Here is a 24990-nt window from a genome sequence, read left to right on the forward strand (position 1 = left end):
TTAGCAGACAATGCTTTGAAGCCGCCTGCTTTATAAGCATTGATCCAGTTTTGTACTGCTCGACTGGAAACATCCAGAGTCCGTGCGATTTCTGCTATAGACTCTGATTTTTTCCAAAGCTTTACGGCAGTTCTGCGTTTTTCTTCCTGTGCGGAAGCGGGTAATTTTCTTGCATCAATAATATCCATTTGGATATTATATAGAACTATAGGATCGCCGGGTTAATAACTTGTATGGAATTCTGGGGGTGATGAAGGTAGGGGGCGTGTTTAACGTTGTTGCTAGATTGATATATGGAGTCTCAGTTCATTAATGACGCTTGTATCATCGTTTAATATCAGGGCCAGAGGGGTTTTCTTGGCTATGAGTTTTTTGCGGAAATAACTGGGGGCAAGGAAGGGCGGTGGCCTCTGTAGTTGGGGGTATATTGGCGGTAAAATAAAGGTTATGAGTCTTAGGTTAAAGCTGAAGATTTTGTTCTATTCCCTTAAGGGCTTTTTGGTTGGTTGATGTTTTTTCTAGTGGCTGTTTTTACATTATTTGTGGCATTTAACTCAACAAGAAATTTAGCTTCAGGGAAGTCTTTTATGGTGGAAGTGGTTTTGTCTCGTGGTGCTAGTGTGGCTAGTGGAGCCGAGGGTCTGCCAAGATTCTTCTCGATTTTGATGGTTGCTAAAGTCTGATTTTTGGATTTTGTTTAAAATAAATCCAAGTGACAGGCTTAAGGTGCGCAGTGTATTGGGGGCGACCTGGTCTACCACATGCGAAGAATATATGGGGCCATGGCGGCCCCGCTGAGTTAACTCTTTATTTAACTATGGTTAAATTATTCACAACCTTCTTAACATCTTCGGTATTTTCTGCAATCGCTTGAGCGAGATCTTTCTGCGCGCTGGATTTTACTGACCCTTTGAGGGTGATAGTGCCACCTTGGGCTGAGACGTCAATTTTAGTTCCTGGAATTTGTTGGTCGAGCAATAGTCGGGTTTTTACTACGGTTGCGATCTTGGCGTCTGTGTATTCGCTAGAGATGGTATCGCTGATACTTTTTTTGTCGGTAACCATCAGTTCGTTGTTTACTTTCTTGACGCCGTCTATTCCGGCAACCAGTTCGCCAGCCAGGCGTTTATCAATATCGCTATTGACCTCTCCTGTTAAGGTGACAATGCCATTGTTGACTTTTGTGTCAATGGTAAAGCTATTTAAATTTTTGTTGAGTAAGAGCACGGTCTCGGCTTTCCCGTCGAGCCATGCATCGCTCATGGCTGAAGATTTCTGGCCAGGTTTTTCCTCGGCTATAACCACGGCTGATGCAAGCATGGCTATTGCAATACAATTTAGGGTATTTTTTATGAGGGGCATAAATGAATCCTTCAGTTGTTGAGGGGCATGTCTACAGATAGGTAGGATATTGCATGTAGATTTTTTGGATAGTTTCCAGTTTGCGTTCGTTGTAGGAGATCAGGTGATTTTAACGCGGTGGATGGTGTTCAGTAGCGCATCGACCTGTGAGCAATCCAGTTCTAGAGGGTAGCTGCGTGAAATATGTGTTGTGAATGATCATTTTTGCCGTTGAAAGCTGGGCGATAATTTGGGTGTTTATACGCCGGAAATACACTGTGAACATCATGACCTGTGAAGCCATATAGTAGAATTCAGCGTGCCTGTCAAACATACGGCGCAACACTCATTGAGTACTGGGGCTGGCAGTATGGTTTTATTTACTTCTGGTTTGCATTATTTATTAATACCTCGCTTCAGTTGGATGTGATGTATCGCTCACCGATTAAGCGGTTGTCTATATAATAAGGCGGTGCGCATGCTCTATAAAAAGTTAGTATTTAAATCTAGGAAGATTACTAAATTCAACGGGGTTATTTATTAAGCAGTCCGTCAGATTTAGCGATTAAGTAGTTAGGCATTTTCGATAACAGCCGGGAGAAACTCCCTCCCATCGCCTGAAGGCTTTGCCAAAGGCACTCTCATCGGAGTACCCCAAGGCTGTGGCGATCTCGACAATCGATTTGTTGCCTTCCATTAACCATTGCTTAGCATAATAACTGCGTACCTCATCCTGAAGTTTACGAAAATTGACCTGCTCACCTTGCAGTTTACGACTCAAATGCCTGGGACTAAGGCAGAGATGTTTGGCAGCCTGTTCACGGGTTAAGTCGGGGGATTGTTGAAGTAAGAGTGACACCTTACGGTGTAGGGACTTTTCTGCGAGTGCCTGTAAATGGGCATCTGCTTTTGGCTTTAAACAGGCCACAACATCTCTATCAGCTGCGGTTAGAGGAAGTGCCAAGTAATGGGCGGGGAATCGGATGGCTGAAACCTGTGCATTGAACGTTACTGGTGTTTGTAGAAGCGCTTGATACTGTTGTTGTAGGGCGAGACTGGGGGCGGGATAGGAGAGCATTATCTTGTGTGTTTGAAACTTTCCACCAGTCATAATCCGGGTTTGAGCCAGACAAGCAGCGAGTACCGTTTCTACACGGATCTGTGCGTAGCTTAAGAAATTGGGGTGGTAGCAGAGATTTACAGTCAGGGCATCGCGACGCATTTCAAAGTGACCCCCTTCCCCAAGTAACGGGTGGTAGATAATCAACTGTTCTATCGTTGCACCCAGGTCTTTTTGGGTCATCAGTAAGTAACCCACTAGTCCAATCTGATTGGCTTGCATGGCAAGCCCAAGCCTTATTCCCAGTAAGGGGTCTGGGTAGCTGTCAATTAGCGCTTCCCAAAGCTGCTCCTGCTGATGAATTGGAACACGTTCTTCCCGGTTTATTTGGGACAAAACTTTGTGGGCCCCTTTTGGTTGAGGAAGCCCCAAGCTGGACAGTGCCTCAACTAAAGCCCTGGCATAGCTGAGGTGCACACTTCTAGAGTCGTTCAACACTATCTATATGTCCCAAATTAACCAGTATCTGCCCGATAATGACGATCTGCTGTGAATTTGTCACGGTATATTCTTTTGGCTTGGTCCTAAAACGAATAAAAAGGCAAGGGGAGCGACCATGAAACCCTACGCAGTGATTGGCGCCGGCCCCATGGGCCTGTGTACCGTGCGACATTTGCTTAAGCTTGGTATCCCCTGTGTTGGCTTTGAGGTGCACAGTGAGGTCGGTGGCTTATGGGATATCGATAACCCAACCAGCACAATGTATGCATCGGCACATCTTATTTCCTCGAAGAAGATGACTGAGTTTGCCGATTTTCCCATGGATGAGGACGTCCCTGATTATCCCAGCCATCGTGCTATGCGTGATTATTTCCGGTCCTATGCGAGAAAATTTGGACTTTACGGCCACTACGAGTTTAATACGGAAGTCTTGAAATGCACTCGTAGCGGAGGAGACTGGCTAGTTACTACTCGTCGAAAGTGGCAGGAAAAAACGCGAGCGTTTAGTGGTTTACTCATTGCCAGCGGCACATTACACCACCCGAACCAACCCGAACTTCCAGGTAAGTTCTCTGGGGAGTTATTGCATTCCGCGCAGTACCGATCGCCCGAGGTCTTTACCGGAAAAAGAGTCCTGTTGATTGGTTGTGGCAATAGTGGAGCAGATATTGCTGTAGATGCGGTACAGAGAGCGAGCAGCGTGGAGATCAGTCTGCGTCGCGGCTATCACTTCTTGCCGAAATATATTGCCGGTAAACCTGTCGATCAGCTGGGTGGAAAACTTAAGCTCCCCGATTTTTTCAAGCGCCGAATAACCAGGGCGCTCACGAATTTCTCATTAGGGCGTCCATCTCAATACGGATTACCCGAGCCAGATTACCAACTCTTTGAATCCCACCCCGTAGTCAATTCCTTACTGCTGCACCACATTGGCCATGGGGATATCAATCCAAGGCCGGATATTACATCGGTAAATGCCGCTAAAGTGCGATTCTCGGATGGTGAATGCCGGGAGTATGATCTGATTGTGCAAGCTACGGGTTATACGCTTAATTATCCGTTCATAGAGAGCCGTGAGTTGAACTGGAGTGGCCATGCGCCTAGCCTTTATCTAAATGTATTCCATCCAGAGTCAGACAACCTTTTCATGATGGGGATGGTCGAGGCGGCGGGGCTGGGGTGGGAAGGGCGTAACAAACAGGCAGAACTTGTTGCGCTTTATATACACCAGTTAATGGCTGGGGCTCCCTCTGCGAGTCGATTCAGGAAAACGATCCAACAGAGAGCGGGTATACGCATAGACGGTGGTATGCGGTATCTGAACCTTGAGCGCATGGCGTATTACGTTCATAAAGAAGCGTACTTGAAGGCTCTTGCAGTTCACAAGGCAGATTTGCAGAAAGATCTTCTCCCGCGAGCAGCGTTTTACCAGACCGGCGGATCAGAAGTGACTTCTTGATGGAGGCTCCACGATGGAACAGCGGATTTTGATTACAGGGGCCTTAGGCTATATCGGCCATCAGCTGGGGGAACGATTGAGTAAAACTCTTCCGGTTTTCGGGATTGATATTCGATCTAAAGCTGCGAGCTTTCCAGTTTATGTTATGGATATCTGTGATAAGGCCCTTGGGGCATTAATGCAGTCGAAATCTATTACCCATGTGATTCACTTGGCGTCGGTAATGTCTGCAGGGCGCGATCAGGCGGCCGAGTATCGCATCGACGTGGAAGGCACCAGAAATGTATTAGATGCCTGTCTCTACGCGGGTGTTGAGCATATCACTGTGTCAAGCAGCGGTGCGGCTTATGGCTATTATCCTGATAATCCATCCAAACTCGATGAACATCATCCACTGCGTGGTAATCCCGAATTTGGTTACTCCTACAACAAGCGTCAAGTTGAGGCGTTACTGGCTGAATACTGTGAAAAGTACCCACACCTCAAACAGCTGATTTTTCGCGTTTCTTCCGTTTTGGGGGCCAAGACCAATAACAAAATCAGTGCCCTGTTTAGCCAGCAGGTAATCCTGGACCCGGGAGGCCACAATTCTCCGTTTGTTTTTGTTTGGGACCAGGATGTTATCCGTGCAATATCCTTCGGCGTGAACACTAATGCCGGAGGTATCTTCAATCTGGCTGGTGACGGTCGTGTCAGCCCCAGGGAAATCGCACATACACTGTCTAAATCGCTTATAAAGCCACCGATATGGCTGGTAAAAGCGGTTCTTCGACTAGGTTATAGTCTCCATTTAACAAATACCCATCCCAGTCAAGTGGCCTTTTTGCAATATAGGCCTGTCCTGGATAACCGTCGCTTGAAAGAAGAGTTGGGGTTTCTTCCGGAGAAGACGTCCAAAGAGGTTTTTAATTTTTTTGCAGAAAAGGCACTCGGCATAGCACCGGCTTCTCGCAAGTGCTCTTTGCCTATGGGGGAGATCTGAGGTGGCTGTGAATAAAGTTGAAATCCCACAAAAGACTTTTGTGATTACTGGCGCTGCGGGGGGCTTGGGCTGGGCGATTACCGAGTGCCTTACGAGAAAATTTACTGCCGAATTCGCCCTGGTTGATAGTGCCGTCAATACACTTCGCCAAAGAGAAGCTCAGCTTAGGGCTCGCGGTATTCGAGTTAGGGTTTTTGTGGTTGATTTATCTAATAGCAAAGCACTTGAGGCGTTGATTCAGCTCTTAAAAGACGCGTATTCAAGGGTTGATCTGCTAGTAAACAACGCTGGCATTACGCATCGTAGTCCCTCCGTTCAAACGACCAGCGAGGTCCTCCGAAGAGTGATGGATGTCAATTACTATGCCCCGGTAGGACTTACTCAGGGGTTGTTTAAAGAACTAAAAGCTGCTTCTGGCTGTGTGGTAAATATTAGCTCCATGGCCGGCTGGATGCCCGTATTGGGCCGTGCGGGTTATTGCGCAGCCAAGAGCGCTTTGCACCAGTATTTCGAGACATTCCGTGAGGAGGTGCGGCGTGAGAGGGTAAAAGTGCTGATGGTGTACCCAAGTTTCCTAACTACAACGATCGAAGAAAATGCTTTAGCCGGCGATGGTGGGCTGGCCAAGCACCAACGAAGTACTATAGGAGCTGTGCGCAGTGCTGAATGGATGGCCAATCAAATTGTAGTGGCCTTAGAAAAGGGGAGGGAGCGGTGGTTCCCAAAAGATGTAAGCCTTGTAGGTGCTTTTTTGTATCGACTGGCTCCGACTATCTTCCTTAAACAGATGAGGAGGAGCTTCCCGCTTGAAATGTCGGCAGCTTCGGAGAGCTAGGCCGCTCAGGCTGATGAGCACCTCGATATATTCGAAGAAAAATTTGCGATCTCATGGGGTACTTTTTAGTGAATTTTCAGCTGTAAATTTAGCTTTATTCAAATGTCTTTTTGGTTTAAACGCCCTCATCAAAAGCGATAAACCCTTCGTTTCAAAGGGGTGCGTCAGGTTTTGCCTTAACCAATGTACATAGCTTGTAGCATCCCGTGTAAAACCCTCTTCAAATGGTTTTTCTGTTCTTCCTTTACGGCGTATGTATACAACGTTTTGCTCTATTCTAGTCAGTTTTGCTCGCTAACTAATCGACAGGGAAGCGGGGGAGAGTAGCGGCGCAGTCATGTGCACTTCCCGCCTCCTTGGCAGCAAGAGATAATTAACAAATAGGTAAACCACCGCCTCAGGCGGTGAGACTTGATAAGGCTCTGCCGTTCCGGCGTGCAGAGTAAAAATATGGCCTCCATGAACCGGCAAGTTCTTTAAGGAGGCCATATGCGAGATTGGCAGTGCCAAGCTCACGTTAAACATTATTGCAGGTGCCATGTGGTATTTTTGCCCAAGTATCGAAAGAAAGCGTTATTTGGAGCATTGAGACGTGAGATTGGAGCAATATTCCGAGACTTATGTTGTCAGAAAGGCATTGAGTTGGTCGAGGGGTACGCAATGAGGGATCACATTCATATGTTGTTAATGATTCCTTTAAGGTTAAGTGTTTCCAATACGGTTGGGTTTCTGAAAGGGAAATCTGCGATCCAGATATTTCGGAAGTACAAGCATGTGCAGAGAAATTTCACAGGAAGACATTTTTGGGCTCGAGGCTACTGCGTGAGTACAGTAGGTAGGTCTTGATGAGCAGATGATTCGAGAGTGCATCAAGAATCAAGAGGTTGAAGAGCGCCGGCAAGAGCAGATGCAACTGGCGGGGTTGTAAATAGCCCCCTCTGGGGGCTTTCACCATCCCACCCGCTATGCGGGTGGTTGCTGATTTTGCGTTGAGACTTTGTTGAGACCTGAACGAAAAAGGGCGGTACCAAGAAAATTGGTACCGCCCTTGGTTGCTTGTAACCCATTGATTTACAAGACTTTATATGGCGGTGGGGCAGGGATTCGAACCCTGGGACCTGTTACAGTCAACGGTTTTCAAGACGGTTTAATAATTAATCTTTACTGTTCAACATGCTGTAATTACTAGGAAAATTAAGAGGCAAGTAACCAGCGTTATCCTCTATTGATCACCCGCGTTGACACTTTGTTGACACTTTTCCAAGCTACTAAGGGCGCTTTTGCTAACTGCATCTTCCAAATGCTCGGGGGCCAGGTGGGCGTAGCGCATGGTCATCTCCATGGTGGAGTGATCCAGTATTTTGTTCAGTCTTAATAGGTCTCCGCCATTCAACATGTAATGACTGGCGAAAGTATGGCGAAGTATGTGTGTCGCTTGGCCTCTTGGTAAGGTCAGGTTTGCTCTCGCGACGGCTTCCTGGAAGGCACGGAAATTGGTGCCGGGGAAAAGACGGCCAAACTTTGGGCGGCCGGTTAATATCTCTGCTTCTAGTTCTTTGCTGATTGGAATACTGCGATTCTTGCCATTTTTGGTGTCAACGAACTCTATCTTACCGTGATGGACTCGCTCAGTATCCAGGTTTTCAGCTTCCGACCACCTTGCCCCTGTAGCCAAACAAATTCGGGTGATCGTTCTTACATTCCGGTTTCTGGCATTGAGGAGGGCATCATCTAAAGCTTGTAGCTGTTCGATATTTAAGAAGCTAAGAGGAGGCTCTTTTACTCGGAGCTTGGGCACCCCCTTCAAGGGGTTGGGTAGAGTCCATTTCTTTAGCGCAATCAGCCGATTGAAAACCGCATTTAGGTAGGTCTGTTCATGGTTGATAGTTCGGGCGCAAGGTTGTCGGCCCTGATCGTTTGGAGCTTCTAACCGCCCCTTACGGTAGAGAATCCAGTCCTCAGCAGTAAAGGTGACCGCGCGCGGATCACCCAGCCACTTTACAGTATTTTGGAGATAGTTCAGGCGCCCGGAATGGTCTTTGAGCGTGTGGCCGTGCAATGTGTACCATTCCTCCACCAAGCTAGAAAGCGGGCGCTTATCTCGTTGCGGGGGCACCCATTCTCCTTTGTCAGCAGAGGCAAGCTGGGCACGCTCCCAGCGAATCCCCTCCGCTTTGGTATCGAACGATTTGCGGACACGGCGCCCGCCGCGCCCTTGTGGCTGTATATCTACTTGCCAGCGTCCGCTATCAAGTTTCTTAATCGCCATCCTGCATTTCCAGAAAAGTAGCATCGGTAACTAAACCAATGCCTATACGCACCACCAGCAACTTGCAAAAGTCACTCTTGCTTTGCTCCAATTGTTCTAAAGAAACTTTGCCACCGTAAACCACCCAGGGCAGAAGCTCAGGCATAAGGCGCCCAATCTCGGCAAATACCTCTTCTTGAATACGAGAGGTTCCGTATTCAATATTTTTAACTTGATGAACTTTTATATTTAGTTTCGTCGCGAAGTCCGCCTGCGTAAGACCTACCGCCTCTCTAACTTTCCGCAGCCTCTTTCCCGCGCTGTCCATCAATTGCGCGTTCACTTTAAATCGTTATCCCTTATTAGATCCTCGGGAAAGTACTCTTCAGGTACTAGTCCAGCGTCAAACCGAGCTGCAATGAATTTGCAATACTTGCTGTCGCTATTGCGCAATTCTGGGAGGTCAACAGGCCCCTCATAAACAAACCACTTCAGTAACTCTGGGAAGTTTTCGCCTATTTTCTCATAAATCTCTTCGGTAACACGGTTCCGTTTGTATTCAATATTTTTCAGTTTTGACATTTCAATGCCTAGGAAACTCGCAAACTCCCTCTGAGTTAAGCCAATTAGCTCTCTGATGATTCGTAAACGGTCACCGGTTTTTAGTTTCTGACTATTCCTCATTCTTTGAATTGCGCCTCTTCAACGCTCTTTGATTCTCAATTACTGCACTAAAAAGATTTTTTTATACAAGTAATCGATTGCTCGCTCACTTTCAATCGTTATCCCTTATTAAATCCTCGGGAAAGTACTCTTCAGGTACTAATCCAGCGTCAAAGCGAGCTGCAATGAATTTGCAATACTTGCTGTCGCTATTGCGCAACTCTTGGAGGTTGATCGGGCCTTCATAGACAAACCATTTCAGCAGCTCAGGGAAATTTTTCCCCATTGCTTCATAACACTCTTCCGTAACTCGGTTTTTCTTGTACTCCGCATTTTTCATTGGCATCAGATCTACACCTAGCAGATCTGCAAACTCTCTCTGGCTTAACCCTGTTAGCTCCCTGATCGCACGTAATCGATCACCGGCCCTTAGCTTTGAAATCGTTCCCATATGTTGGCGCGCGCCTCTTTATTGCCCTTTGCTGGGCAAATAATGCATTACCTAAAACTCTCACTACAAGAAAAAGTGTAATACGGACTCTTTCAATAATGAAATTCGCGGCAAAAGTGTAAATAAAGAACACTATAGATACAAAAAAGAACTAAAGGGGTTGACATGGCACCATTTGTTAAGTGTAAATATAACCTCGTTAGATCTCATATGACCCCAACAGAGAGTAAAGGGAATGAATGACTACTCAATACCTCCAATCAAGTCCCCGGTTTGCACCCAAGAGCAGTACGCAATAGATGCGGGTCACACGTTGAGTACTGTGCGGGCACAGGTTGATCGAGGCTATTTGCCAACAATCAAAATCGGCCGCTATCGCATGATCAATCTTTTGCAGCTTTCGCGCATGTGCCTAGAGGCTGACCCAGCTAAGCCCAAGCAGAAGTAGGGTGTGCGCTATGGACTACAGCGCAATCAATCGCGACGTGCTAGAAACTCTGAAAAACGACCATAGCCTAAAGCTGAAGCAATCTGGGGTCGGTGATAAAGAGGTGTTGCGCGGCATTTGCCCAAGCTGTGAAAAGAAAACGCTTTGGATCAAGATTAATAAGCCGATCACTTTGCGTTGTGATCGCGAGGAAAAGTGCAGTTACGAAGAAAGGGTGCGGGATCGCTACCCGGACCTTTTCGAAAACTTCTCCAAGCGCTTTCCATCAAGCGATGAAGACCCCAAAGCTACGGCGCGAGCCTACTTATCCATTCAGCGCGGGTTTCCCGTCGCTGATATTGAAGATTGGTTTGAGCAGGGGTTTTACAAATTGCCGGATGGCTCCTGGGCAGAAACAGTACGTTTCTTTCTGTTTGGAGGCGAGAAGGATTACTGGGAACGTATCGTTGATAAACGGCATGTAAAGAAAGCGGGTAAAAAAGCCCGCTTTAAAACCGGTACCAGCTATGCCGGAAAGCACTGGGCACCACCTGGGCAAACAATCAAACCCATGGAAAAAGTCTTCATTGTTGAAGGAATTTTCCACTGTATCGCCATGTACTTAACAGGCTACAAAGCGGTTTGCGCTTTCTCATGTTCCAACTTGCCGAGAGAACTGATTAAAGAAAATAAAGGCCAGGGCATTATCTGGCACTTGGCATACGATGATGAGCCCGGTGCGCGGAACCATGTGGCCAAATACTACAAAGAACTCAAGGACCAAAATGAAACGGTAGAAGTTGCGCAGACTGGCAGTAGCAAAGATTGGGACGATCTTTATAGAGATGGTCTGCTTAATGACGAAACTATTAAGAACTGTATCTGGCGTGGTCGCGTTTTTGTTGCTGAAACACCAAAGCGTAAAGCTTATGCGCAGTATGGATGGAAACCATTTGGCAAAACCATCATTGAGCATAATGATAAATTACACTCCGTAAAATTTTCCCTGGACGACTTTAACAAAGCCAGTGAAGGAGAATCCTATAAGTGGGGCTTCTCCTGGGATGCCTTTAATCAGGCTGCCAAAGCAGAGCAGATTTCTAACTGCGTTCCTAAATTCCAGTACACAGAAATCGACCGCCTAACCAATGAGCGCCGCTACTTTTTTGCTATCAAGAAATCGGGAACCAGTCGCAGCTACCTCGGTGCATTTTCCCCCAATGCATTATCCGATCCTCGCGCCTTTGGCCTCGCTCTGCTTTCGCATACAGACGGCGGCAGCTTTGAGGGCGGGGCCGGCGATTTAAAAATTCTCAAGTCTCGTTGGCTAGACGGTGAGGTTAACCGGGTAACGACCTTGCCACACATGGGATTTGATGAAAATACCCGGGCTTATATCTTCCCAGGTTTCGGTTATCAAAACGGCAAATTAATTACAGCCAATGAACACGGCTTTTTACAGCAGGGCGATACCGCCATTAAAACCACCCTGGAAGGAATGCCGCTTCATCACTGCGATAAATTTGACGGAAGCTGGTGGCTGGACTTTGTAAAGGTGTTTCACCTAAACGGTATCGCCGCCTTGGCTTACTTCACCGCGAGCCTGTTTGCCCGTCAGATCAAGGAAAAACACCAGGCGTTTCACTTTCTGGAAATTACTGGTGATCCCGATGCTGGTAAATCCACCCTGATTCGGTTTGTCTGGAAATTACTGGGGCGCGACAACTACGAAGGTATAGACCTGCTAAGTACTTCAACGTCCAGTTACGGGCGTAACTTGGGCAAGGTTAGCAACCTTCCGGTAGTGGTCATTGAGAGTGATCGAGAAACCAGCGGCGATACTGGGGGCCGTGCTGCAAAATCTTTTAATTGGGATATTTTCAAAAAGGTTTATGACTTAGATGGTGTTATTGACTCAAAGGGGGTGAAGACCAACGACAATAAAACTCATGATCGGATCTTTCGTGGCAGTTTGGTGATTAGCCAGAATGCCACGGTACAGGCATCGGCGGCCACGCTCTCACGTATCGTCCACCTCCACTGCACCACTGCCCACAAGCGTGCAGAAAACCGCCCTCTGGCGGATCGCCTCAAACGCGAGCCGGTAGAAAACCTGGCTGGGTATCTTCACCAGGTGCTTACTCATGAGACAGAGTGGCTATCTCACTTCTTCAATGCCTTTGAAAGCCACCGGGCAACCCTAACCACTGATGACAGCATTAACCAAGGCCGGATTATCGATTGCCATGCCCAACTGATGGCAGCGGTAGAAGCCCTGCAAGTCATCCTGCCAGATTTTGAGACTCCTTTAATAAACCAGGTGCAAGAATACCTGCTGGAGCGCGCACGGGACCGACAGCGCCGTTTAAACAAGGACCATCCGATCATTGAGCAGTTCTGGGATACCTATCACTTTATTAACGATCAAGTGGTTTATGTCGAAGATGAACATGGAAAGCGACATGTAAACACTGATCGCCTGAACCACAGCATCGATCCCGCCTTAATCGCAATCAACCTCAACGAGTACATGGAACTCTGCCGCAAACGCGGCCAGGAGCTGGTGCCTGTGGCGGAACTGAAGCAGTTGTTCTCTACCAGCCAGCGCTATCCGCTGGATGGTTACAAGCGGGTTCGGTCGAAGCGGGAAGAGAAAACTAGGCCCTGGTGTTGGGTATTCAAAAGAACCGGCGGAAGTGGTCGCTAATCCTCCAGTTTGTATTTTTTTTGAGCTTGCCAGGTGGGGAGAAAAATAGGGGGGAAGGGTTAGAGAAAGGCGGGACAAAGCGGGACAAGGTAATAAGAGAGAGAAAAATCTATATATATCAATAAGTTAATAGGGTAATAGCAATGGGACAATATCGGGACATTGATGGGACAGCACGGGACATAGTGTTTGGGACAAGTTACCAACAAGTCACTAGTTTTGGTAACAGCCCAAAACTCCGAAAAGCCAGTAACCGCGGGACCTACAGCGAAACGGTGCGTGGCGTGTCCCATTTTGTCCCAAAAAAAATGGGACAAAGTGAATACTCTACAGTCCGCATAAAACCTAACTTCCTAAATGAAATAAACGCCCTGTCCCGTTGTCCCGGCTTTTTTTACCCCCTCCGCGCATTTTTCTGCACAGGAGGAACAAATGAATAACCAGCCCAACGCATGGTTGCCCCCGCTGATCGGTGAGGCTGCGGACACCAACAGCGAGTCCCACCGCCGCAACTGCCTCGCCTGGCACCTGCTATGCACCCGCACCCGGCCCGAGATAAAGCAATGGCTAAAGAAACAGAGCAAAGGCATGGCCGAGGATATGCACAGCCGCTTGAACCAACTGAAACACCAGGTGTGGGAGATGCGCCGGGAGGCTGAAGGGCTATGAGTCAGCGCGCCTTGAAGCTTTACCACACCGTCACCGAATACCAGGTCTTTAACGCCTGGCTCAATAACGCCCAAATCAATAGCGCTTGCAGCTGGAAGCAAGTGGTGCGCGATGAATTGATATTTGGCTGCCTTGCCCGTGAGGCCGCCTACACCTATCGCGGGCAGCGCCCGCAAGAGTTTGCACCGTTCAACAATGAGGAAACCGCTATGTCTAAAAAAGTCTTTCTACTCGACCTGGCTGAAGCCCGGCGTATACGCCTGGCGCTGGCTTTATGCCGCGAGCGTATCGCTTGCCCAGATACCACCACGGTAAGCAGGGAAGAAGCCGTTTTGGAACTGAGAGCTGCCCAGGAAATTTTCCAAGAGCATGAAGCCCGTGCGGATCAATTGAAAGATTTAAATAATGAATTGGGAGGGGCTGTGCATGCGTGAGATCAAACTAGAAGTATCTAAAAAATCAAATGATTTTCTCTTGAAGCAGAAAGCTCGCTATTACGAGCTTAAAGAGAAGTTGGTATCGGGAGCAGGTTTAAGTGAAGTTGAAGAGAACGAGATATCCATTATCACGCTTAATTTTGCCACATTGGCAATGAGCCTCTTTGCTAGTGGAGAGAAAAAGACAGCTCAAGAAATGCCGGTTTATCCGTATCAAGAAAAAGGCAATATTCACTAAGGAAGGTAATTAAAAATGGCTGAACTATTCTCTGCTATTCGTGAAGACTCTAAATACTTCAATCAAAACCCAAAGAATTTGCCTTTTCCCGTGCGCATTGTGAATACCACCGACGCCTACCGAGTAAAGGGGAATGGCGATCAATACCGGCTGGAAGATGTTTATTTGTTTGTTAAAGCGGGCCGCAACTTTCAGCCGATCAATTAGGAGATTATTGGAAAATGAGAGCATATAAGCATAGAAATGGGCGAATTCAGCACCGTTCTCGTGGCGGGCAATTTCGACGTAGCACGCTATTAGATGTTGGAATCACGAACGGCTGTCACAGAGCCCGTCAATGTCAATGTGGCCATGTTTGGCACCCAATCGTAACAACTGGTATTTGCCCTGAATGTGATGAACAAAATTCCAAGCCTGCGCCACTCACCGAAGAAGAGAAATTAAAGCTGGCTGAATATAGTGCAATACCTGACGTTGATAGTATTGATCCCCGAGACCACAAAACGCTCAACGAAAAACAAAAGCTATGGGTGTGGTTGAACAACCGTGGTGTTTTCCATTTAGACAGGGAGTAAGAACAGTGATTTTCTACTGGAAACTTTTCACCGGTCTGGCCGCACTGATTTTCTGCGGCACCTCGGTTGTGTTTACCGTGGGACTGTGGATCTCCATTCCCGCAGAGCAGGCGGGGCAGTGGGTGGCGGGGCTCACTGCCCTGGCCCTGGAACTGTGCAAGTTCTCTTTTGCACCTTTGGGGTTCTGGCTTTGGGGGAATCAGCGTTTTATCGGCGGGGTGCTGTTGCTCTTGTTTCCCTTCCTGGTGATTATCAGTACCGCCGCCACCGTGGGTTTTTTGGAAAGCCACACAATGGAGCAACAACAGGCCAGCGCCGTTAACAGTGTTGAATACCAAGCGTTGCAACAGCAACTAAACAGTTACAGCCAGCGAATTAACAATATCAACGGAATCGTTGCTGATTACGCGGCAAGCGATTACCGCAAAGTGGCCGTTAAAACCGATAAACGCCTGGACGAACTGGAAGCAGGGCGGGACAAAACCTTGGCTCAACTCAAATCTGTACAGGGCACCACCTCAGAGAGTGCCCAGGCAGCGTTCGCTGGCCTGGCCAACCTTACCCGCACGGATGCTGATAAATTACAGCACAGCGCCTTCCTGGCACTGGCGATTATTACCGACCTGGTAGGGTTGGTGGCGTTACTGGCGTTTAACAGTGCGTTAACCGTTAAGCGTGAAACCGCCTCGCTGTTAAATGAGCAAGCGCCTGTACAACAGACTGAAAGGGAGAGTAATAAAGAGAATAAACAACCTTCCAAAGCCAACAACATTGAGCTAACAGAGGAGCAACAGCAGCTGGCGCGGTGTATTGCAGAGGGGAAATATGGAGAGAAACCGGTAATGCGCAATATCAATCAAGAGGTGAAAGGAGGAAATAACGTAGTGAAACCCGTATTTAACTATTTAGAACAGATTGGGGTTTTACTTCGTACAAGCCGTGGATTTGCACTGAGGGCAGCACAATAAAAAAGAAATTAAAAATCGCAACAAAGTAATCATTTACGCCCCTTACTCTCCATTTTCGCCACCAACTTTATATGCCCCAACACCAGCTCCCGCCCTCGGGAGCTGAGTTTCCGAAACCGCTTAACCAATTCCGCCAATGATCCCCACTCAGCCTCCTTGATGCCTAGCGCCTCGCTGGTGGAAATACCTAAGGCCTCGCACCAAGCCGGCAGCAACTCAGCCGGGATGGTCTGCTGGGCCGATTCCATCTTTGAGAGAACATAGTTAGGGATTCCTATTCGCATTGCCATGTCGCAGCCTGTAATTTCGGCATTAATCCGGTATTCCCGCAATCGATTAGCAATGGCAATTCGGTGGTTCTGTAGATCGGATTGTCCCACTTTGGTCAATTTCTGCACACCGTATTTAAACCGCAAATTGGTTACAGAATATTCAAATTATAGGAATCTTTGCGTATATCGCAAAACTTAAATATTAGTTTGCAATATACGCAAACTTAAAAAAATAGATTTGCAGAAGCGCAAAACGAGTGGTAAAAAGTTTTAACAAATTTTGAAAAGCGGGAATTAATTCCCAATTTTTTTATTGGTTTGTTTTAAATGGAGTTTGAAAGTATGACCAGGAACAACGTGATACACCTACCGGCTTCTGTATTAATGCGCTTAGAAAAGGGGCGCTTAAACTTCGTTGATCAGATTTCTGATGTTCGACTAGCGTTGGAGCTATTTGGGGGAGAAGCTTCGCCTGAAGCTCGTGTAGCAGCATTGAACTTAATTGATAAGGAGTTGGTGAGGATACAGGAAAAGCTTGAGCGAGATTTACAGTGCTTGCCTGGCCCATTAGATCCAGTACCTAACTAACATCCGTTAGCTAATTGAAATAATTTTTCGCGCTCTGCTGTGGGGACGGCTTTAAGTAGGTCAATCAGCAGAGTGCGCCTATCTTGGGCTGAAGGTGATATCGAATGTCTAAAACTTAGGTCCATTACGAAAGTGTGGCCACAGTGTTCAATATTCTTACAGGCGCAATAAAGCTGTGAGAATTTAGGGTCTATTTCATTGCGGCTTGTAATCACTGATTTACTGCCACATTTGATGCAATTTATTTGCATGTCTTCCCCATATTCGTCCGTAATTACGGTATCCATTCTACTACCCTGGTGTTATATGTACATTAAAAGGTGTCAATAAAGAACTTCCATGGTTGCTTTTACGTAAACTCCGGCTTATCAAACCCAATCCTTTTCCCCTTCGGCAGCCACTCATTCAGCTGCATAAAAACATCCTGCATTGGCAGTACCTCGTTCTCGTAATATGCCCGGGAGATTTTTTCGATATCTCCAAAGCCGCCGGAATTTTCGGGCATCACGCCAGCCAGGGCCGGTTGAATTCTCCACATACTGAGTACGTCGTTGCGGGTGAGGTTCTTGATTCGCTCGAACTCGTCTTTGGTGGCGATATCGCCAACTGGGATAATCTGCACCCCTTTCTCTTTGCCGTCGGGGATATTCAGGTACATAGAGCGGAAATTGCCCACGCCCTTGCTGCCCTGGATCTTCTCCTTAATAGCCTTTTCATCCTCTTCGGAAAGCCTGCTGTCGGTGGTGTAGAAGATGTAGCCCATGTGTGCGCCGTTGTTGTAGTACTTGCGCCGGAATAGGGTGCTGTCCTCATTGAGCAATACCGACTGCACACCGCCCAGGTATTGAGGTCTGCCGTATATCTGCTGGGTGGGATCGTATTCTTTCAGCTGGATCACTTCACCGGGTGCAAACACGATGGGCTCGCTAGTGGGGCGCAGCATACAGAAGCGGTCTTTCTCTCTCATACGACGCATATTGAGCGCGGGTAGGTGTTGCAAGCGCAGGATATGATTGAAGCGGTTATAGATTTTCTTGAAGTACGCGTGGCCAAATACCGAGTGATCAAAACCTGCATTCGCCAGGCATTCCGGTTTGAGCGTGTTGGAGGCTTTGAACCACTGGCGCAACCTGTTGCGCTTAAAGTAGGGGATTGTGCCGTGGTGGGCGTTGGCTCCTAACAGGTTGGCCAGGCCGCTCTGGCTCACTGGCGGCACATAGTAGTCGCCGCTGGGTTCTAGGAAGGTGCCCAGATAATCCCCCCAGTTGCCCCCCAAAACGGGCTCAGGATCGCCGAAGCTAAACAGGGTAGGGCTATTGCTGCTTGTCTCCGCAGACAGGGCTTTGCTGTTGCTTGAGGCCTGCCGGTTCCCGCCCCTGGAAAACTGTTTTCTTTTCTTGCCCATGGATTGTTCCCGTTAGTTACTGGCAAAGGCCACCGAGGATTTGCGCTGCTTGCGGTTGAGGGGTTCGTTGCTGAGGCCGTGCATAATGGCCCAGGCCACATCCGCGTGGCCGGTGGCGTTCTTGCGGTTGGCGGTGTAGGTGATGTGGTCGCCGCTGGTGGTGGTTTGGTGAATCTGTAAAAAGGCTTGGGGAATGTCGGTGTGCTCCGCATCCCATTCGATACGCTGGCTTTCTACTACATCCTGGGTTTTCAATACCAGGTTGGTTTTGGTTTCTAGGCCGTAGGTGATCGGAGTTACGCGCGGGTAGAACTCCTTGACCATCTCATACACACCGTGGCCGGGGCCGGTACAGTCAACGCCGATAAACTGCACATTGTATTTTTCGGTCAGCTCCTTAATGCGGTTGGCTTGGTACTGCCAGGCGCGATTACGCATGACAATTTTTTCCAGCACACGAAACTTGCCGCCCTCTTTGAGCGGTGGTGCCAGCACTACAATGGCGGCTCCGTCGATACTGCGTGAGGGATCATAGCCAATCCAAACCGGATGATTACCGTAGGGCCGCTGGTTGTTTATCTTGTAATCTTTCCAGGCAATATCAACATCAACAGCGGCAGAGAGTAGGTCTTCCAGCTTAAAGACGGAAAGTCCCGCCTCCATAAAGGCGCACATGTATTTGTTATTAAAAGCCGCCTTGCTGTTCTCAACCTTGAGCGCTTCAATATCAAAAAGATCGCACCCTTGCTCCTCAGCATCGACAATGGTAACAATATTTCGCCATATCCTATCTGGCCCGAGCTTTCCGTGTTTCAGTGCCTCGTGGCTAAGGTCAAAATCGACGCTCTTTTTCGAGTTATCTTTAAAGACCTTTCCACTCCACATATCGTAAGCACTATGGCTTTTTATCGAAGGCACAGAAAAGTAGGTGCGGCGCCATTTTTTATGGGATGCCATACCGGACGCTAGTTCGTTGGTCCGCTCAAAATCGGGAATCCAAAATACTTCATCTGCATAGAAGTGGCCGTGATAGCCTTGCGCGGTGCGGCCATTGGTGGAAACGAAGCGCAGCTCTGCACCGTTGGACAGCGCAATAAAGTCGGCCCCTTTTAATTCAATATCAAAGTATTCACGGGCAAATTTGATAATATACGCTTTAAATATCTCGGCTTGGTTACGGCTTGCGGAAAGGAATACCTGGTTATCCCCACTAAGTACCGCATCTTCGAAGGCCTCCCAAGCAAAGTAATAGGTTGCGCCGATCTGGCGGGATTTCAGGATGAAGCGGGTGCGCTGGTCTTTGTTGTCGTGCCAGCGGTGCTGGTATTCATAAAATAATTCTTTGCGGATCTTTTCCAGCTGTTCCGCGGTAATCTCACTGATATCGTTTTTAGCTTTCTTCTTTTTGCCTTTGCCGTCTCCGCGCTCTCCTCGGGAGGCCGCCGCCTTCTCCTTGGCCGCGCGGGCTTTCTTAACATCAATGCCCGCCAGCTTATCCAGCAGATTGCTAAGGCGGTCTATCTCGGTGAAATCCTCCTTAGTCTTATTGGGCTTTTCCACCAGCACAATAAGGCGCCGGGAGGTGGCTTGCTCTACAGTTTCATGTTGCAGCATCTCTTCCCAGTGGCCTTTCTCCGCCCACTGGTAAACCACCCGTGCGTTATTCAGGTTTAACTGTTCCGCGATCTCTCGCGCACTTAGTCTGCGCAGCCACATCAGCTTTGCAGCGGTTTTGATTTCTTCAGAGTACTGTGCCATGCGCCGCAGTGTACGGAAGAAGTTGGCGGTATTAATGCAGTTTTATTCCTGCAAATTCCTATTTTTACGAAAACGGAATCTATAGGAATTTATCGCGTTGTTTGGTGTTGGCTTTGTATTTAATCTGCGGGCTGTCGATGTGGCAAAGGCCACAAATTAATTAACAGGAATCTATTTAGCGGGCGAAAAATGGCACGAAACCTAAAAACCGGCTGGGTGACGTTGGCTACAAGCGGGTCGGTAGTCGATGGCAGTGATGATGGCCGCTATATAAAAAAGGAATGGCTAGAGGATATGGCAGAGACCTATAACACCAAGGTCTTTACCGCGAAACTCTGGCCTGAGCATCGTCGCTACTATAGCGGTGGTACCGTTTTAGCCTTAAAGGTAGAGCCTGCTACTGAACCGGAACTAAAAGGGGAAATCCAGCTGTTCGGCATTATCTCCCCCGACGATTGGCTTGTGAGTGCTAATAGATCAGGTGAGTACACGTTTCCCTCCATTGAGCTTGGGGAAAATTATCGCGGTACAGACAAGTTTTATTTGAAAGGCCTGGGTGTTACTGACAGCCCTGCTAGCGCAGGTATTCAAGAACTGCACTTTTCAAGTAAAGACGGTGACCAGTCTGCGCGTATATTTAGCGGTCATCAATTCAATCTGTCCGACAGTCTGGAAAAAGATAACACCCTCTATAACAGAATTTTTGGACGTAAAGATTCCAAACCACCAGAACAGGACAGTGAAGCCATGAAAGACGAACAATTCAATCAGTTGTTGGGTGCCCTTAATTCCCAACACGAAACCATGAAAGACCTAGTAAAAAACTTCAGCACTAGTGGGGCGGGTGGAGGTGGTCAGCAAGAATCTGAAGAAGTGGGCTCCGACGAAGAAGAGAATGGCACCGTAAGTGCAAAAGAATTCAAAGCGCTTGAGAGCAAGTTCGATAATTTGAATAAAGAATTTAAAGCCGCGATTAATACTGAGAAACCCGGCACCAGTACCCCGGAGGGTACCGGCGGCGCCGGAGACGAAGAAGTAATTTAAGCCCGCAAGCGCAGTAAAACCTAAACAACCTGATTATTATTTTTGAGTGAAATTTTATGCGTAATGATACCCGGCTTAAATTTTCTACTTTAGTCAGCCTCATGGCTAAAACCTATGGTGTGGATACAGTAGAAAAATCCTTTGCGGCAACGCCATCCATTGAGCAGAAGCTACAGGACAAGATTGTCGAGTCCTCTAACTTTCTACAGCAGATTAATGTCATTGGTGTCGATGACCTCAAAGGGGAGAAGATCCTCGGCTCAGCCACCGGGATGGTGGGTAAGCGCACCGATACCACCAACAATGACCGGCAAACCGTCGATCCACTCGGCCTTGATCCCTACGGCTATGAGTGTGTAAAAACAGAATACGATGTTCATATTCTGTATCAAACCCTGGACGCCTGGGCAAAGTTTCCCGACTTTAAAGACCGTTTTATGACATACGTGCGCAAGGCAATTGCCCACGCGCGTATTAAACACGGATTTTATGGTACCCATAAAGCGTCTGTTACTGACTCCGCCACCTATCCCAATGGTGAGGACGTTAATAAAGGTTGGTTCCAGCATTTGCGAGACTATAAAGCAGGAGCGCAGATCCTTAGCGAGGGCGGCACGGCGGGGCAAATTCGTTTAGGTGCGGGTGGTGACTATGCAAACCTGGATGCAATGGTCCATGACGTGCTGCAACTGGTTGCCGAACCACACCGCGACGGCGATGACCTAGTGGCACTGGTTGGCCGCGATCTACTCGCCCAGGACAAGGCACAGCTGTACACCGCACAGGGGCAAACACCCACCGAAAAAGAGCGAGCCGAAAATAGTGCGGTCACGCGCACTTACGGCGGTTTGCTATCCCATCCAGTACCGTTCTTCCCAGTGCGCGGCTTAATGATTACCAGCTGGGATAATTTAAGCCTGTATTACCAATCGGGTGCAGTGCGACAAAAGATTGAGGATAACGCCAAGCGCGACCGCGTAGAACACTACAACACCATGAACGAAGCGTACGTGGTGGAAACCCTGGATAAAGCGGCGGGTATCGAATTTGGCAATGTGATGTTGCCAGACGGCAGCGGTGGCTGGCAGTAATGCAGCAGTAAATTATTCATCAACGGGCGCTGCGGACTTCCCCTGGTCACCGTTAAATAACGACTGGCCAGGGGCTTTTTAAAAAACGCCCCAATAAAAAATAAAAGAGGGAATGACTATGAGTCTCGCTTTGCGTCACAAAAAGAAATGTTTGGCCGCGCTAAAAAAACAGCAAGTCAGTGAAGTAACTGTCGAAACGGCAGCGGTCACTACCAGCAGTGAAGACAAAGACGATTATGTTCGCGGCTTGGTTGAAAGTAATCTGGAAAACGATTTGCAGCTGTTATCCGAACGCAAAGAGATTTCAGAAAAAATTGCCCTGAAGCGTGAATTACTACCCCGCTATCTACCGCACGCGCATAAATATATGGCCAGCGGCGCAAAGTACCCGAATCTCGTCCTGGTGCAGTGCGTAATCTGGCTGATTGATGTTGGCGATATCGAGCAGGCCTTGATGCTGGCCAACTATGCCATTGAGCAACAGCAATCTATGCCTGAACGGTTTAAGCGGGATTTGCCTACCTATGTAGCCGAAGAGCTACACGATTGGGCGGAACGTGAATACAAGGCCCAGCGCTCCCCCTTCCCTTATTTTTCCGAAGTCCTCGACGCGGTGCAGTCTGACCGCTGGCCAATCTTCAACAAAATTGTGCTGGGTAAACTCTATAGGATGGCGGGCCTCCTTTACGACCAAGAGGAAGACTTTGCCAAAGCAGTCCATTGGTATGAAAAGGCCGAACAAGTTAACGATAAAGCCGGGGTCAAAACCCGCTTAGAAATGGCCAGAAAAAAACTGTAACAGTTCCTCCCACGGCACGGGCCAGTGGGGCGCTTGTCGCCCTGAGCGGTCAAGCAAACCACTCGGCGCCGTGTTTTTAATTTGCTGTCTTAGGTATTAGTTGTTCTATGAAAATCAAGCGTTTCGCCATCGGGAATATTGTACTTTTTCAAGGGGATGCTCTTGCCGTATTGGAAAAACTACAGGGCAATAGTATAGGCGCGGTGATTACTGATCCACCTTATGCCAGTAGCGGGGCTTCATCTCTAACTAAAGCACAAGCACCTAGTCAAAAATATCAGGATAATGATGTAAAAAACAAACACCCAGAATTTATGGGTGAAAACAGGGATCAGCGAAGCTTTGCTTTCTGGGCGTCTCTATGGGTTAGCCAATGTTATCGGTTGGTAAAGACTGGCTCGCCCATCTGCGTTTTTAGTGATTGGAGACAGTTGCCAACCACAACCGATTATATACAGGCAGGTGGATTTTCTTTTAACGGCATTATTCCCTGGGACAAGACAGAGTCCGTCCGACCCGCAAAAGGAAAATTTCGTTGTCAGGCTGAATATATAGCCTGGGGATTCAAGGGTAAATGTTACGGAGATCGACACCCTGTGTACTTAAAGGGGGCATTGCGTGAGCGAGTCAACCCCAAAGAGAAATTGCATATGACAGGCAAGCCCGTTGCGGTAATGGAGCACCTGGTCAAAGTCGTTCCACCGGGGGAGACGATACTCGACCCGTTTATGGGGAGCGGTTCTACAGGTGTTGCGGCAATTAAATTCGGCCACCCCTTTATCGGCATAGAAGCCAGCGAAGAATACTTTGAAATTGCTAAGAAACGCCTACGGTCAGCCTACAGGGATTCACTTAGGGAAAAAGTGCAATGAGCTTTACCGGTAAATCCGAAAACTATCTGGAAACCACCCTGGAGAATAACGGTTTTTTTCCGGATCTCTCCTTGGGGGATTTACAGCGGCTTTACCGGGTGCCCGCGGAGTATCACCAGGAAAAGGTGGAGCATCATTTGCGCTTGGCCATGCTCGATGTCAACGACGATTTAATCGATCAGCAAGAGGCCTGGCAAACCGACGGCCATGGAACCTTGGCGGCGGTCTCGGATAAAGCGCTCGGTGGTAAAAATAGTCTAGAGGAGCAGTACCGGCGCGCGGTGTTCTGTAAGGCAACCGCCACCCTGTTTCAGGAGTTCGCCACTATCAATCGCCGCGAGGTGGGCGAACACCAGGCGAAGGAATCTGACAGCACCGCCCAACAATACCAGGCGCAAGCGGATCGCGCCCTGCGCAGTCTGCGCGGTGTGAAAACCAATATCACGGTGGAGCTTTTGTAATGGCTCTGCACAAACTGCGCACAATCACCCGTTTTTTATTGAATGCCAACCTGGTCTCCAGCGAGCAGTTAGACAGCTGGATGGAAGACGGCAAGTTGGAAACCACCAGTAAAAATTTGGGTAATGGGATTTGTATCTGCCGTCTGCGCTATGACGCGGTGATTAGTATCGAGCGTTTTTCCCAACCCGCAGAGCTACTTTTTGCGCTGGTCACTGCTTGGGTGCAAGACCAGGACGCGGAGCGCAATAACCAGAATTTACCTGACCCTGAAATCGACATCGATGTCATCAATGATCGCAAGGCCGATGTGGAAATCCGTATCGCCTTTTATGAGGACATTAATTTAGTGCCCGACGATAACGGGGTCATTCCCTACAACGGGAGCCAGTGGTCTATCGCCGCCGTGCCTGTCGATGAGCCCAACCAGGTTGGGGTAGGGGACAACCAATCACAGCCCACGGATGCGCCCTATGTCCGTAAGGATTGATATTACCGGGCACCTGGGCGTGAAAAAGCAACTGCAACTATTGCAGCTGCCCGCCGCTAAACGGCGGCGATTACTGGGTCAGGTCGGGCGCAAGGTGCGCACCTATTCTCGCAAGCGATTGCGCGAACAGCGGGATTTAAATGGCAAGCCCTGGCAAGCGCGCAAAAAAAAGGGCAACCGCAGAATGCTGCGGGGCTTAAGCAAAAAATTGCGCAGCAAGGCCACCCCAGAAAAAGCGGTCATTGATTTTAAAGATTCCGTAACGGCAGGTATTGCCTACAAGCACCAGCACGGCGTGAGCGAGCGCTGGAACGCGGAGAAAGCGGAAAAGGTTTACGGCCAGCCGGACTACGACGCCCCGGCAACACGGGAACAAGCAAAGGCCCTGCGCAAAGAGGGTTACAAAATTCGGCGGGTTAATGGGCACGGCTGGAAACAGCCAAGTCTGAAATGGGTAACAGAGAATTTATCGCTGGGCCAAGCCGGCGTTATTTTGCGCAGTATGCGCGAAGCAGAACCGAAAAAAAGCTGGGTTATTCCATTGCCGGATAGGAGCTTTCTCGGCGTGACCCAGAAAGAAGTAGAAGAGCTGGCCACCACAATTATTGACCAAACATTGGAGCGGTCGTAACGGACCAAAGAGGGCGATCA

The 24990-nt window shown here is 48.4% G+C and carries 31 protein-coding genes and 1 pseudogene; 20 read left to right on the forward strand and 12 right to left on the reverse strand.

The features are described 5' to 3' along the window. The 3 genes from Q1A69_RS02840 to Q1A69_RS02850 form a co-directional block, all read right to left on the reverse strand. The coding region (locus Q1A69_RS02840) for a helix-turn-helix domain-containing protein (RefSeq protein WP_299580832.1) at positions 1–188 on the reverse strand (188 nt) is incomplete at its 3' end. A 619-nt stretch (positions 189–807) separates the two neighbouring features. Then, on the reverse strand, positions 808–1362 hold the full coding sequence (locus tag Q1A69_RS02845; protein ID WP_299580835.1) for a BON domain-containing protein: 555 nt from the start codon (positions 1360–1362) through the stop codon (positions 808–810). A 544-nt stretch (positions 1363–1906) separates the two neighbouring features. Next, entirely contained in the window at positions 1907–2797 is an 891-nt protein-coding gene (locus Q1A69_RS02850; RefSeq protein ID WP_299580839.1) for an AraC family transcriptional regulator, read from the reverse strand. A gap of 220 nt (positions 2798–3017) precedes the next feature. Between Q1A69_RS02850 and Q1A69_RS02855 the strand changes: the two genes are divergently transcribed. From Q1A69_RS02855 to Q1A69_RS02865, 3 genes are read left to right on the forward strand one after another with little or no spacing between them, the layout of a single operon-like run. Continuing rightward, entirely contained in the window at positions 3018–4361 is a 1344-nt protein-coding gene (locus Q1A69_RS02855; protein ID WP_299580842.1) for an NAD(P)-binding domain-containing protein, read from the forward strand. A gap of 13 nt (positions 4362–4374) precedes the next feature. Beyond that, complete coding sequence (locus tag Q1A69_RS02860; RefSeq protein ID WP_299580845.1) at positions 4375–5343, forward strand: SDR family oxidoreductase; 969 nt, start codon at positions 4375–4377, stop codon at positions 5341–5343. A gap of 1 nt (position 5344) precedes the next feature. After that, positions 5345–6178: an SDR family NAD(P)-dependent oxidoreductase gene (locus Q1A69_RS02865; protein ID WP_299580848.1), complete on the forward strand. Its 834-nt coding sequence runs from the start codon at positions 5345–5347 to the stop codon at positions 6176–6178. 294 nt (positions 6179–6472) lie between these two features. Here Q1A69_RS02865 and Q1A69_RS02870 read toward each other — a convergent pair whose 3' ends face one another. Next, entirely contained in the window at positions 6473–6718 is a 246-nt protein-coding gene (locus Q1A69_RS02870) for a hypothetical protein (protein ID WP_299581239.1), read from the reverse strand. Here Q1A69_RS02870 and tnpA point away from each other — a divergent pair. Next, a pseudogene (gene tnpA, locus Q1A69_RS02875) lies at positions 6668–7106 on the forward strand (IS200/IS605 family transposase). The gene Q1A69_RS02870 and the pseudogene tnpA overlap by 51 nt on opposite strands. A gap of 294 nt (positions 7107–7400) precedes the next feature. Here tnpA and Q1A69_RS02880 read toward each other — a convergent pair. The 4 genes from Q1A69_RS02880 to Q1A69_RS02895 form a co-directional block, all read right to left on the reverse strand. Next, complete coding sequence (locus Q1A69_RS02880) at positions 7401–8447, reverse strand: tyrosine-type recombinase/integrase (protein ID WP_299580851.1); 1047 nt, start codon at positions 8445–8447, stop codon at positions 7401–7403. Then, positions 8437–8769, reverse strand: coding sequence for a helix-turn-helix transcriptional regulator (locus Q1A69_RS02885; protein ID WP_299580854.1), 333 nt, complete (start codon positions 8767–8769; stop codon positions 8437–8439). The genes Q1A69_RS02880 and Q1A69_RS02885 overlap by 11 nt, the downstream gene beginning before the upstream one ends. Beyond that, the gene (locus Q1A69_RS02890) at positions 8766–9008 is read right to left on the reverse strand and encodes a hypothetical protein (protein ID WP_299580857.1); all 243 of its coding nucleotides are present in this window, start codon (positions 9006–9008) and stop codon (positions 8766–8768) included. Before Q1A69_RS02890 ends, Q1A69_RS02885 begins: the two co-directional genes overlap by 4 nt. Before the next feature lie 193 nt (positions 9009–9201). After that, on the reverse strand, positions 9202–9540 hold the full coding sequence (locus Q1A69_RS02895; RefSeq protein ID WP_299580860.1) for a helix-turn-helix transcriptional regulator: 339 nt from the start codon (positions 9538–9540) through the stop codon (positions 9202–9204). A 235-nt stretch (positions 9541–9775) separates the two neighbouring features. Here Q1A69_RS02895 and Q1A69_RS02900 point away from each other — a divergent pair, with 235 nt between their 5' ends. The 8 genes from Q1A69_RS02900 (at position 9776) to Q1A69_RS02935 (ending at position 15561) form a co-directional block, all read left to right on the forward strand. Then, positions 9776–9988, forward strand: a complete 213-nt coding sequence (locus Q1A69_RS02900; RefSeq protein ID WP_299580863.1) for a hypothetical protein — start codon at positions 9776–9778, stop codon at positions 9986–9988. 10 nt (positions 9989–9998) lie between these two features. Beyond that, positions 9999–12674 (forward strand): hypothetical protein, encoded by a 2676-nt coding sequence (locus tag Q1A69_RS02905; protein ID WP_299580866.1) that lies wholly within the window; start codon positions 9999–10001, stop codon positions 12672–12674. A 432-nt stretch (positions 12675–13106) separates the two neighbouring features. After that, positions 13107–13343 (forward strand): hypothetical protein, encoded by a 237-nt coding sequence (locus tag Q1A69_RS02910; RefSeq protein WP_299580869.1) that lies wholly within the window; start codon positions 13107–13109, stop codon positions 13341–13343. Continuing rightward, positions 13340–13777 (forward strand): hypothetical protein, encoded by a 438-nt coding sequence (locus Q1A69_RS02915; protein ID WP_299580872.1) that lies wholly within the window; start codon positions 13340–13342, stop codon positions 13775–13777. Before Q1A69_RS02910 ends, Q1A69_RS02915 begins: the two co-directional genes overlap by 4 nt. After that, entirely contained in the window at positions 13770–14018 is a 249-nt protein-coding gene (locus Q1A69_RS02920; RefSeq protein WP_299580875.1) for a hypothetical protein, read from the forward strand. Before Q1A69_RS02915 ends, Q1A69_RS02920 begins: the two co-directional genes overlap by 8 nt. Positions 14019–14033: 15 nt before the next feature. Beyond that, positions 14034–14225: a hypothetical protein gene (locus Q1A69_RS02925; RefSeq protein WP_299580878.1), complete on the forward strand. Its 192-nt coding sequence runs from the start codon at positions 14034–14036 to the stop codon at positions 14223–14225. Between the two features lie 14 nt (positions 14226–14239). Further along, positions 14240–14593, forward strand: a complete 354-nt coding sequence (locus tag Q1A69_RS02930) for a hypothetical protein (protein ID WP_299580880.1) — start codon at positions 14240–14242, stop codon at positions 14591–14593. A 5-nt stretch (positions 14594–14598) separates the two neighbouring features. Next, the gene (locus Q1A69_RS02935; RefSeq protein ID WP_299580883.1) at positions 14599–15561 is read left to right on the forward strand and encodes a hypothetical protein; all 963 of its coding nucleotides are present in this window, start codon (positions 14599–14601) and stop codon (positions 15559–15561) included. Positions 15562–15590: 29 nt separating this feature from the next. Here the strand turns inward: Q1A69_RS02935 and Q1A69_RS02940 are convergent, their stop codons facing one another. Beyond that, entirely contained in the window at positions 15591–15959 is a 369-nt protein-coding gene (locus Q1A69_RS02940) for a helix-turn-helix transcriptional regulator (RefSeq protein WP_299580886.1), read from the reverse strand. A gap of 216 nt (positions 15960–16175) precedes the next feature. On the opposite strand from Q1A69_RS02940, the gene Q1A69_RS02945 reads away from it, so the two are divergent. Continuing rightward, positions 16176–16421 carry a hypothetical protein gene (locus tag Q1A69_RS02945; RefSeq protein WP_299580888.1) on the forward strand — a complete coding sequence of 82 codons (246 nt, stop codon included), beginning with the start codon at positions 16176–16178 and terminating at the stop codon, positions 16419–16421. Here Q1A69_RS02945 and Q1A69_RS20310 read toward each other — a convergent pair. From Q1A69_RS20310 to Q1A69_RS02955, 3 genes are all read right to left on the reverse strand, one after another. Further along, entirely contained in the window at positions 16418–16708 is a 291-nt protein-coding gene (locus tag Q1A69_RS20310; protein WP_366525540.1) for an ogr/Delta-like zinc finger family protein, read from the reverse strand. The genes Q1A69_RS02945 and Q1A69_RS20310 overlap by 4 nt on opposite strands. A 62-nt stretch (positions 16709–16770) precedes the next feature. Beyond that, positions 16771–17826 carry a phage portal protein gene (locus Q1A69_RS02950; protein WP_299580891.1) on the reverse strand — a complete coding sequence of 352 codons (1056 nt, stop codon included), beginning with the start codon at positions 17824–17826 and terminating at the stop codon, positions 16771–16773. Between the two features lie 12 nt (positions 17827–17838). Then, a complete protein-coding gene (locus Q1A69_RS02955) occupies positions 17839–19584 on the reverse strand; it encodes a terminase family protein (RefSeq protein ID WP_299580894.1) in 1746 nt (581 codons plus the stop codon). 189 nt (positions 19585–19773) lie between these two features. Between Q1A69_RS02955 and Q1A69_RS02960 the strand changes: the two genes are divergently transcribed. The 7 genes from Q1A69_RS02960 (at position 19774) to Q1A69_RS02990 (ending at position 24970) form a co-directional block, all read left to right on the forward strand. Next, a complete protein-coding gene (locus tag Q1A69_RS02960) occupies positions 19774–20628 on the forward strand; it encodes a GPO family capsid scaffolding protein (RefSeq protein WP_299580897.1) in 855 nt (284 codons plus the stop codon). A gap of 56 nt (positions 20629–20684) precedes the next feature. Then, on the forward strand, positions 20685–21719 hold the full coding sequence (locus tag Q1A69_RS02965) for a phage major capsid protein, P2 family (protein ID WP_299580900.1): 1035 nt from the start codon (positions 20685–20687) through the stop codon (positions 21717–21719). A gap of 118 nt (positions 21720–21837) precedes the next feature. Further along, the gene (gpM, locus tag Q1A69_RS02970; protein ID WP_299580903.1) at positions 21838–22518 is read left to right on the forward strand and encodes a phage terminase small subunit; all 681 of its coding nucleotides are present in this window, start codon (positions 21838–21840) and stop codon (positions 22516–22518) included. Positions 22519–22625: 107 nt separating this feature from the next. Next, positions 22626–23390 (forward strand): site-specific DNA-methyltransferase, encoded by a 765-nt coding sequence (locus Q1A69_RS02975; protein ID WP_299580906.1) that lies wholly within the window; start codon positions 22626–22628, stop codon positions 23388–23390. Further along, positions 23387–23851, forward strand: a complete 465-nt coding sequence (locus Q1A69_RS02980) for a head completion/stabilization protein (protein WP_299580909.1) — start codon at positions 23387–23389, stop codon at positions 23849–23851. The genes Q1A69_RS02975 and Q1A69_RS02980 overlap by 4 nt, the downstream gene beginning before the upstream one ends. Further along, positions 23851–24339 carry a phage tail protein gene (locus tag Q1A69_RS02985; RefSeq protein WP_299580913.1) on the forward strand — a complete coding sequence of 163 codons (489 nt, stop codon included), beginning with the start codon at positions 23851–23853 and terminating at the stop codon, positions 24337–24339. The genes Q1A69_RS02980 and Q1A69_RS02985 overlap by 1 nt, the downstream gene beginning before the upstream one ends. Further along, entirely contained in the window at positions 24323–24970 is a 648-nt protein-coding gene (locus tag Q1A69_RS02990; protein WP_299580916.1) for a phage virion morphogenesis protein, read from the forward strand. The genes Q1A69_RS02985 and Q1A69_RS02990 overlap by 17 nt, the downstream gene beginning before the upstream one ends. Positions 24971–24990: the final 20 nt, after the last annotated feature.

Source organism: uncultured Microbulbifer sp. (assembly GCF_947498635.1).
Taxonomy (GTDB): Bacteria; Pseudomonadota; Gammaproteobacteria; order Pseudomonadales; family Cellvibrionaceae; genus Microbulbifer; species Microbulbifer echini.

Excerpts from the sequence above, each read along its gene's own strand:
- Q1A69_RS02845 (WP_299580835.1), bottom strand. The coding sequence starts at position 1,362 with ATGCCCCTCATAAAAAATACCCTAAATTGTATTGCAATAGCCATGCTT.
- Q1A69_RS02855 (WP_299580842.1), top strand. The coding sequence starts at position 3,018 with ATGAAACCCTACGCAGTGATTGGCGCCGGCCCCATGGGCCTGTGTACC.
- Q1A69_RS02860 (WP_299580845.1), top strand. The coding sequence starts at position 4,375 with ATGGAACAGCGGATTTTGATTACAGGGGCCTTAGGCTATATCGGCCAT.
- Q1A69_RS02870 (WP_299581239.1), bottom strand. The coding sequence starts at position 6,718 with ATGGCACCTGCAATAATGTTTAACGTGAGCTTGGCACTGCCAATCTCG.
- Q1A69_RS02880 (WP_299580851.1), bottom strand. The coding sequence starts at position 8,447 with ATGGCGATTAAGAAACTTGATAGCGGACGCTGGCAAGTAGATATACAG.
- Q1A69_RS02890 (WP_299580857.1), bottom strand. The coding sequence starts at position 9,008 with ATGTCAAAACTGAAAAATATTGAATACAAACGGAACCGTGTTACCGAA.
- Q1A69_RS02895 (WP_299580860.1), bottom strand. The coding sequence starts at position 9,540 with ATGGGAACGATTTCAAAGCTAAGGGCCGGTGATCGATTACGTGCGATC.
- Q1A69_RS02900 (WP_299580863.1), top strand. The coding sequence starts at position 9,776 with ATGAATGACTACTCAATACCTCCAATCAAGTCCCCGGTTTGCACCCAA.
- Q1A69_RS02905 (WP_299580866.1), top strand. The coding sequence starts at position 9,999 with ATGGACTACAGCGCAATCAATCGCGACGTGCTAGAAACTCTGAAAAAC.
- Q1A69_RS02910 (WP_299580869.1), top strand. The coding sequence starts at position 13,107 with ATGAATAACCAGCCCAACGCATGGTTGCCCCCGCTGATCGGTGAGGCT.
- Q1A69_RS02915 (WP_299580872.1), top strand. The coding sequence starts at position 13,340 with ATGAGTCAGCGCGCCTTGAAGCTTTACCACACCGTCACCGAATACCAG.
- Q1A69_RS02920 (WP_299580875.1), top strand. The coding sequence starts at position 13,770 with ATGCGTGAGATCAAACTAGAAGTATCTAAAAAATCAAATGATTTTCTC.
- Q1A69_RS02925 (WP_299580878.1), top strand. The coding sequence starts at position 14,034 with ATGGCTGAACTATTCTCTGCTATTCGTGAAGACTCTAAATACTTCAAT.
- Q1A69_RS02930 (WP_299580880.1), top strand. The coding sequence starts at position 14,240 with ATGAGAGCATATAAGCATAGAAATGGGCGAATTCAGCACCGTTCTCGT.
- Q1A69_RS02945 (WP_299580888.1), top strand. The coding sequence starts at position 16,176 with ATGACCAGGAACAACGTGATACACCTACCGGCTTCTGTATTAATGCGC.
- Q1A69_RS20310 (WP_366525540.1), bottom strand. The coding sequence starts at position 16,708 with ATGGATACCGTAATTACGGACGAATATGGGGAAGACATGCAAATAAAT.
- Q1A69_RS02950 (WP_299580891.1), bottom strand. The coding sequence starts at position 17,826 with ATGGGCAAGAAAAGAAAACAGTTTTCCAGGGGCGGGAACCGGCAGGCC.
- Q1A69_RS02955 (WP_299580894.1), bottom strand. The coding sequence starts at position 19,584 with ATGGCACAGTACTCTGAAGAAATCAAAACCGCTGCAAAGCTGATGTGG.
- Q1A69_RS02960 (WP_299580897.1), top strand. The coding sequence starts at position 19,774 with ATGGCACGAAACCTAAAAACCGGCTGGGTGACGTTGGCTACAAGCGGG.
- Q1A69_RS02965 (WP_299580900.1), top strand. The coding sequence starts at position 20,685 with ATGCGTAATGATACCCGGCTTAAATTTTCTACTTTAGTCAGCCTCATG.
- gpM (WP_299580903.1), top strand. The coding sequence starts at position 21,838 with ATGAGTCTCGCTTTGCGTCACAAAAAGAAATGTTTGGCCGCGCTAAAA.
- Q1A69_RS02975 (WP_299580906.1), top strand. The coding sequence starts at position 22,626 with ATGAAAATCAAGCGTTTCGCCATCGGGAATATTGTACTTTTTCAAGGG.
- Q1A69_RS02980 (WP_299580909.1), top strand. The coding sequence starts at position 23,387 with ATGAGCTTTACCGGTAAATCCGAAAACTATCTGGAAACCACCCTGGAG.
- Q1A69_RS02985 (WP_299580913.1), top strand. The coding sequence starts at position 23,851 with ATGGCTCTGCACAAACTGCGCACAATCACCCGTTTTTTATTGAATGCC.
- Q1A69_RS02990 (WP_299580916.1), top strand. The coding sequence starts at position 24,323 with ATGTCCGTAAGGATTGATATTACCGGGCACCTGGGCGTGAAAAAGCAA.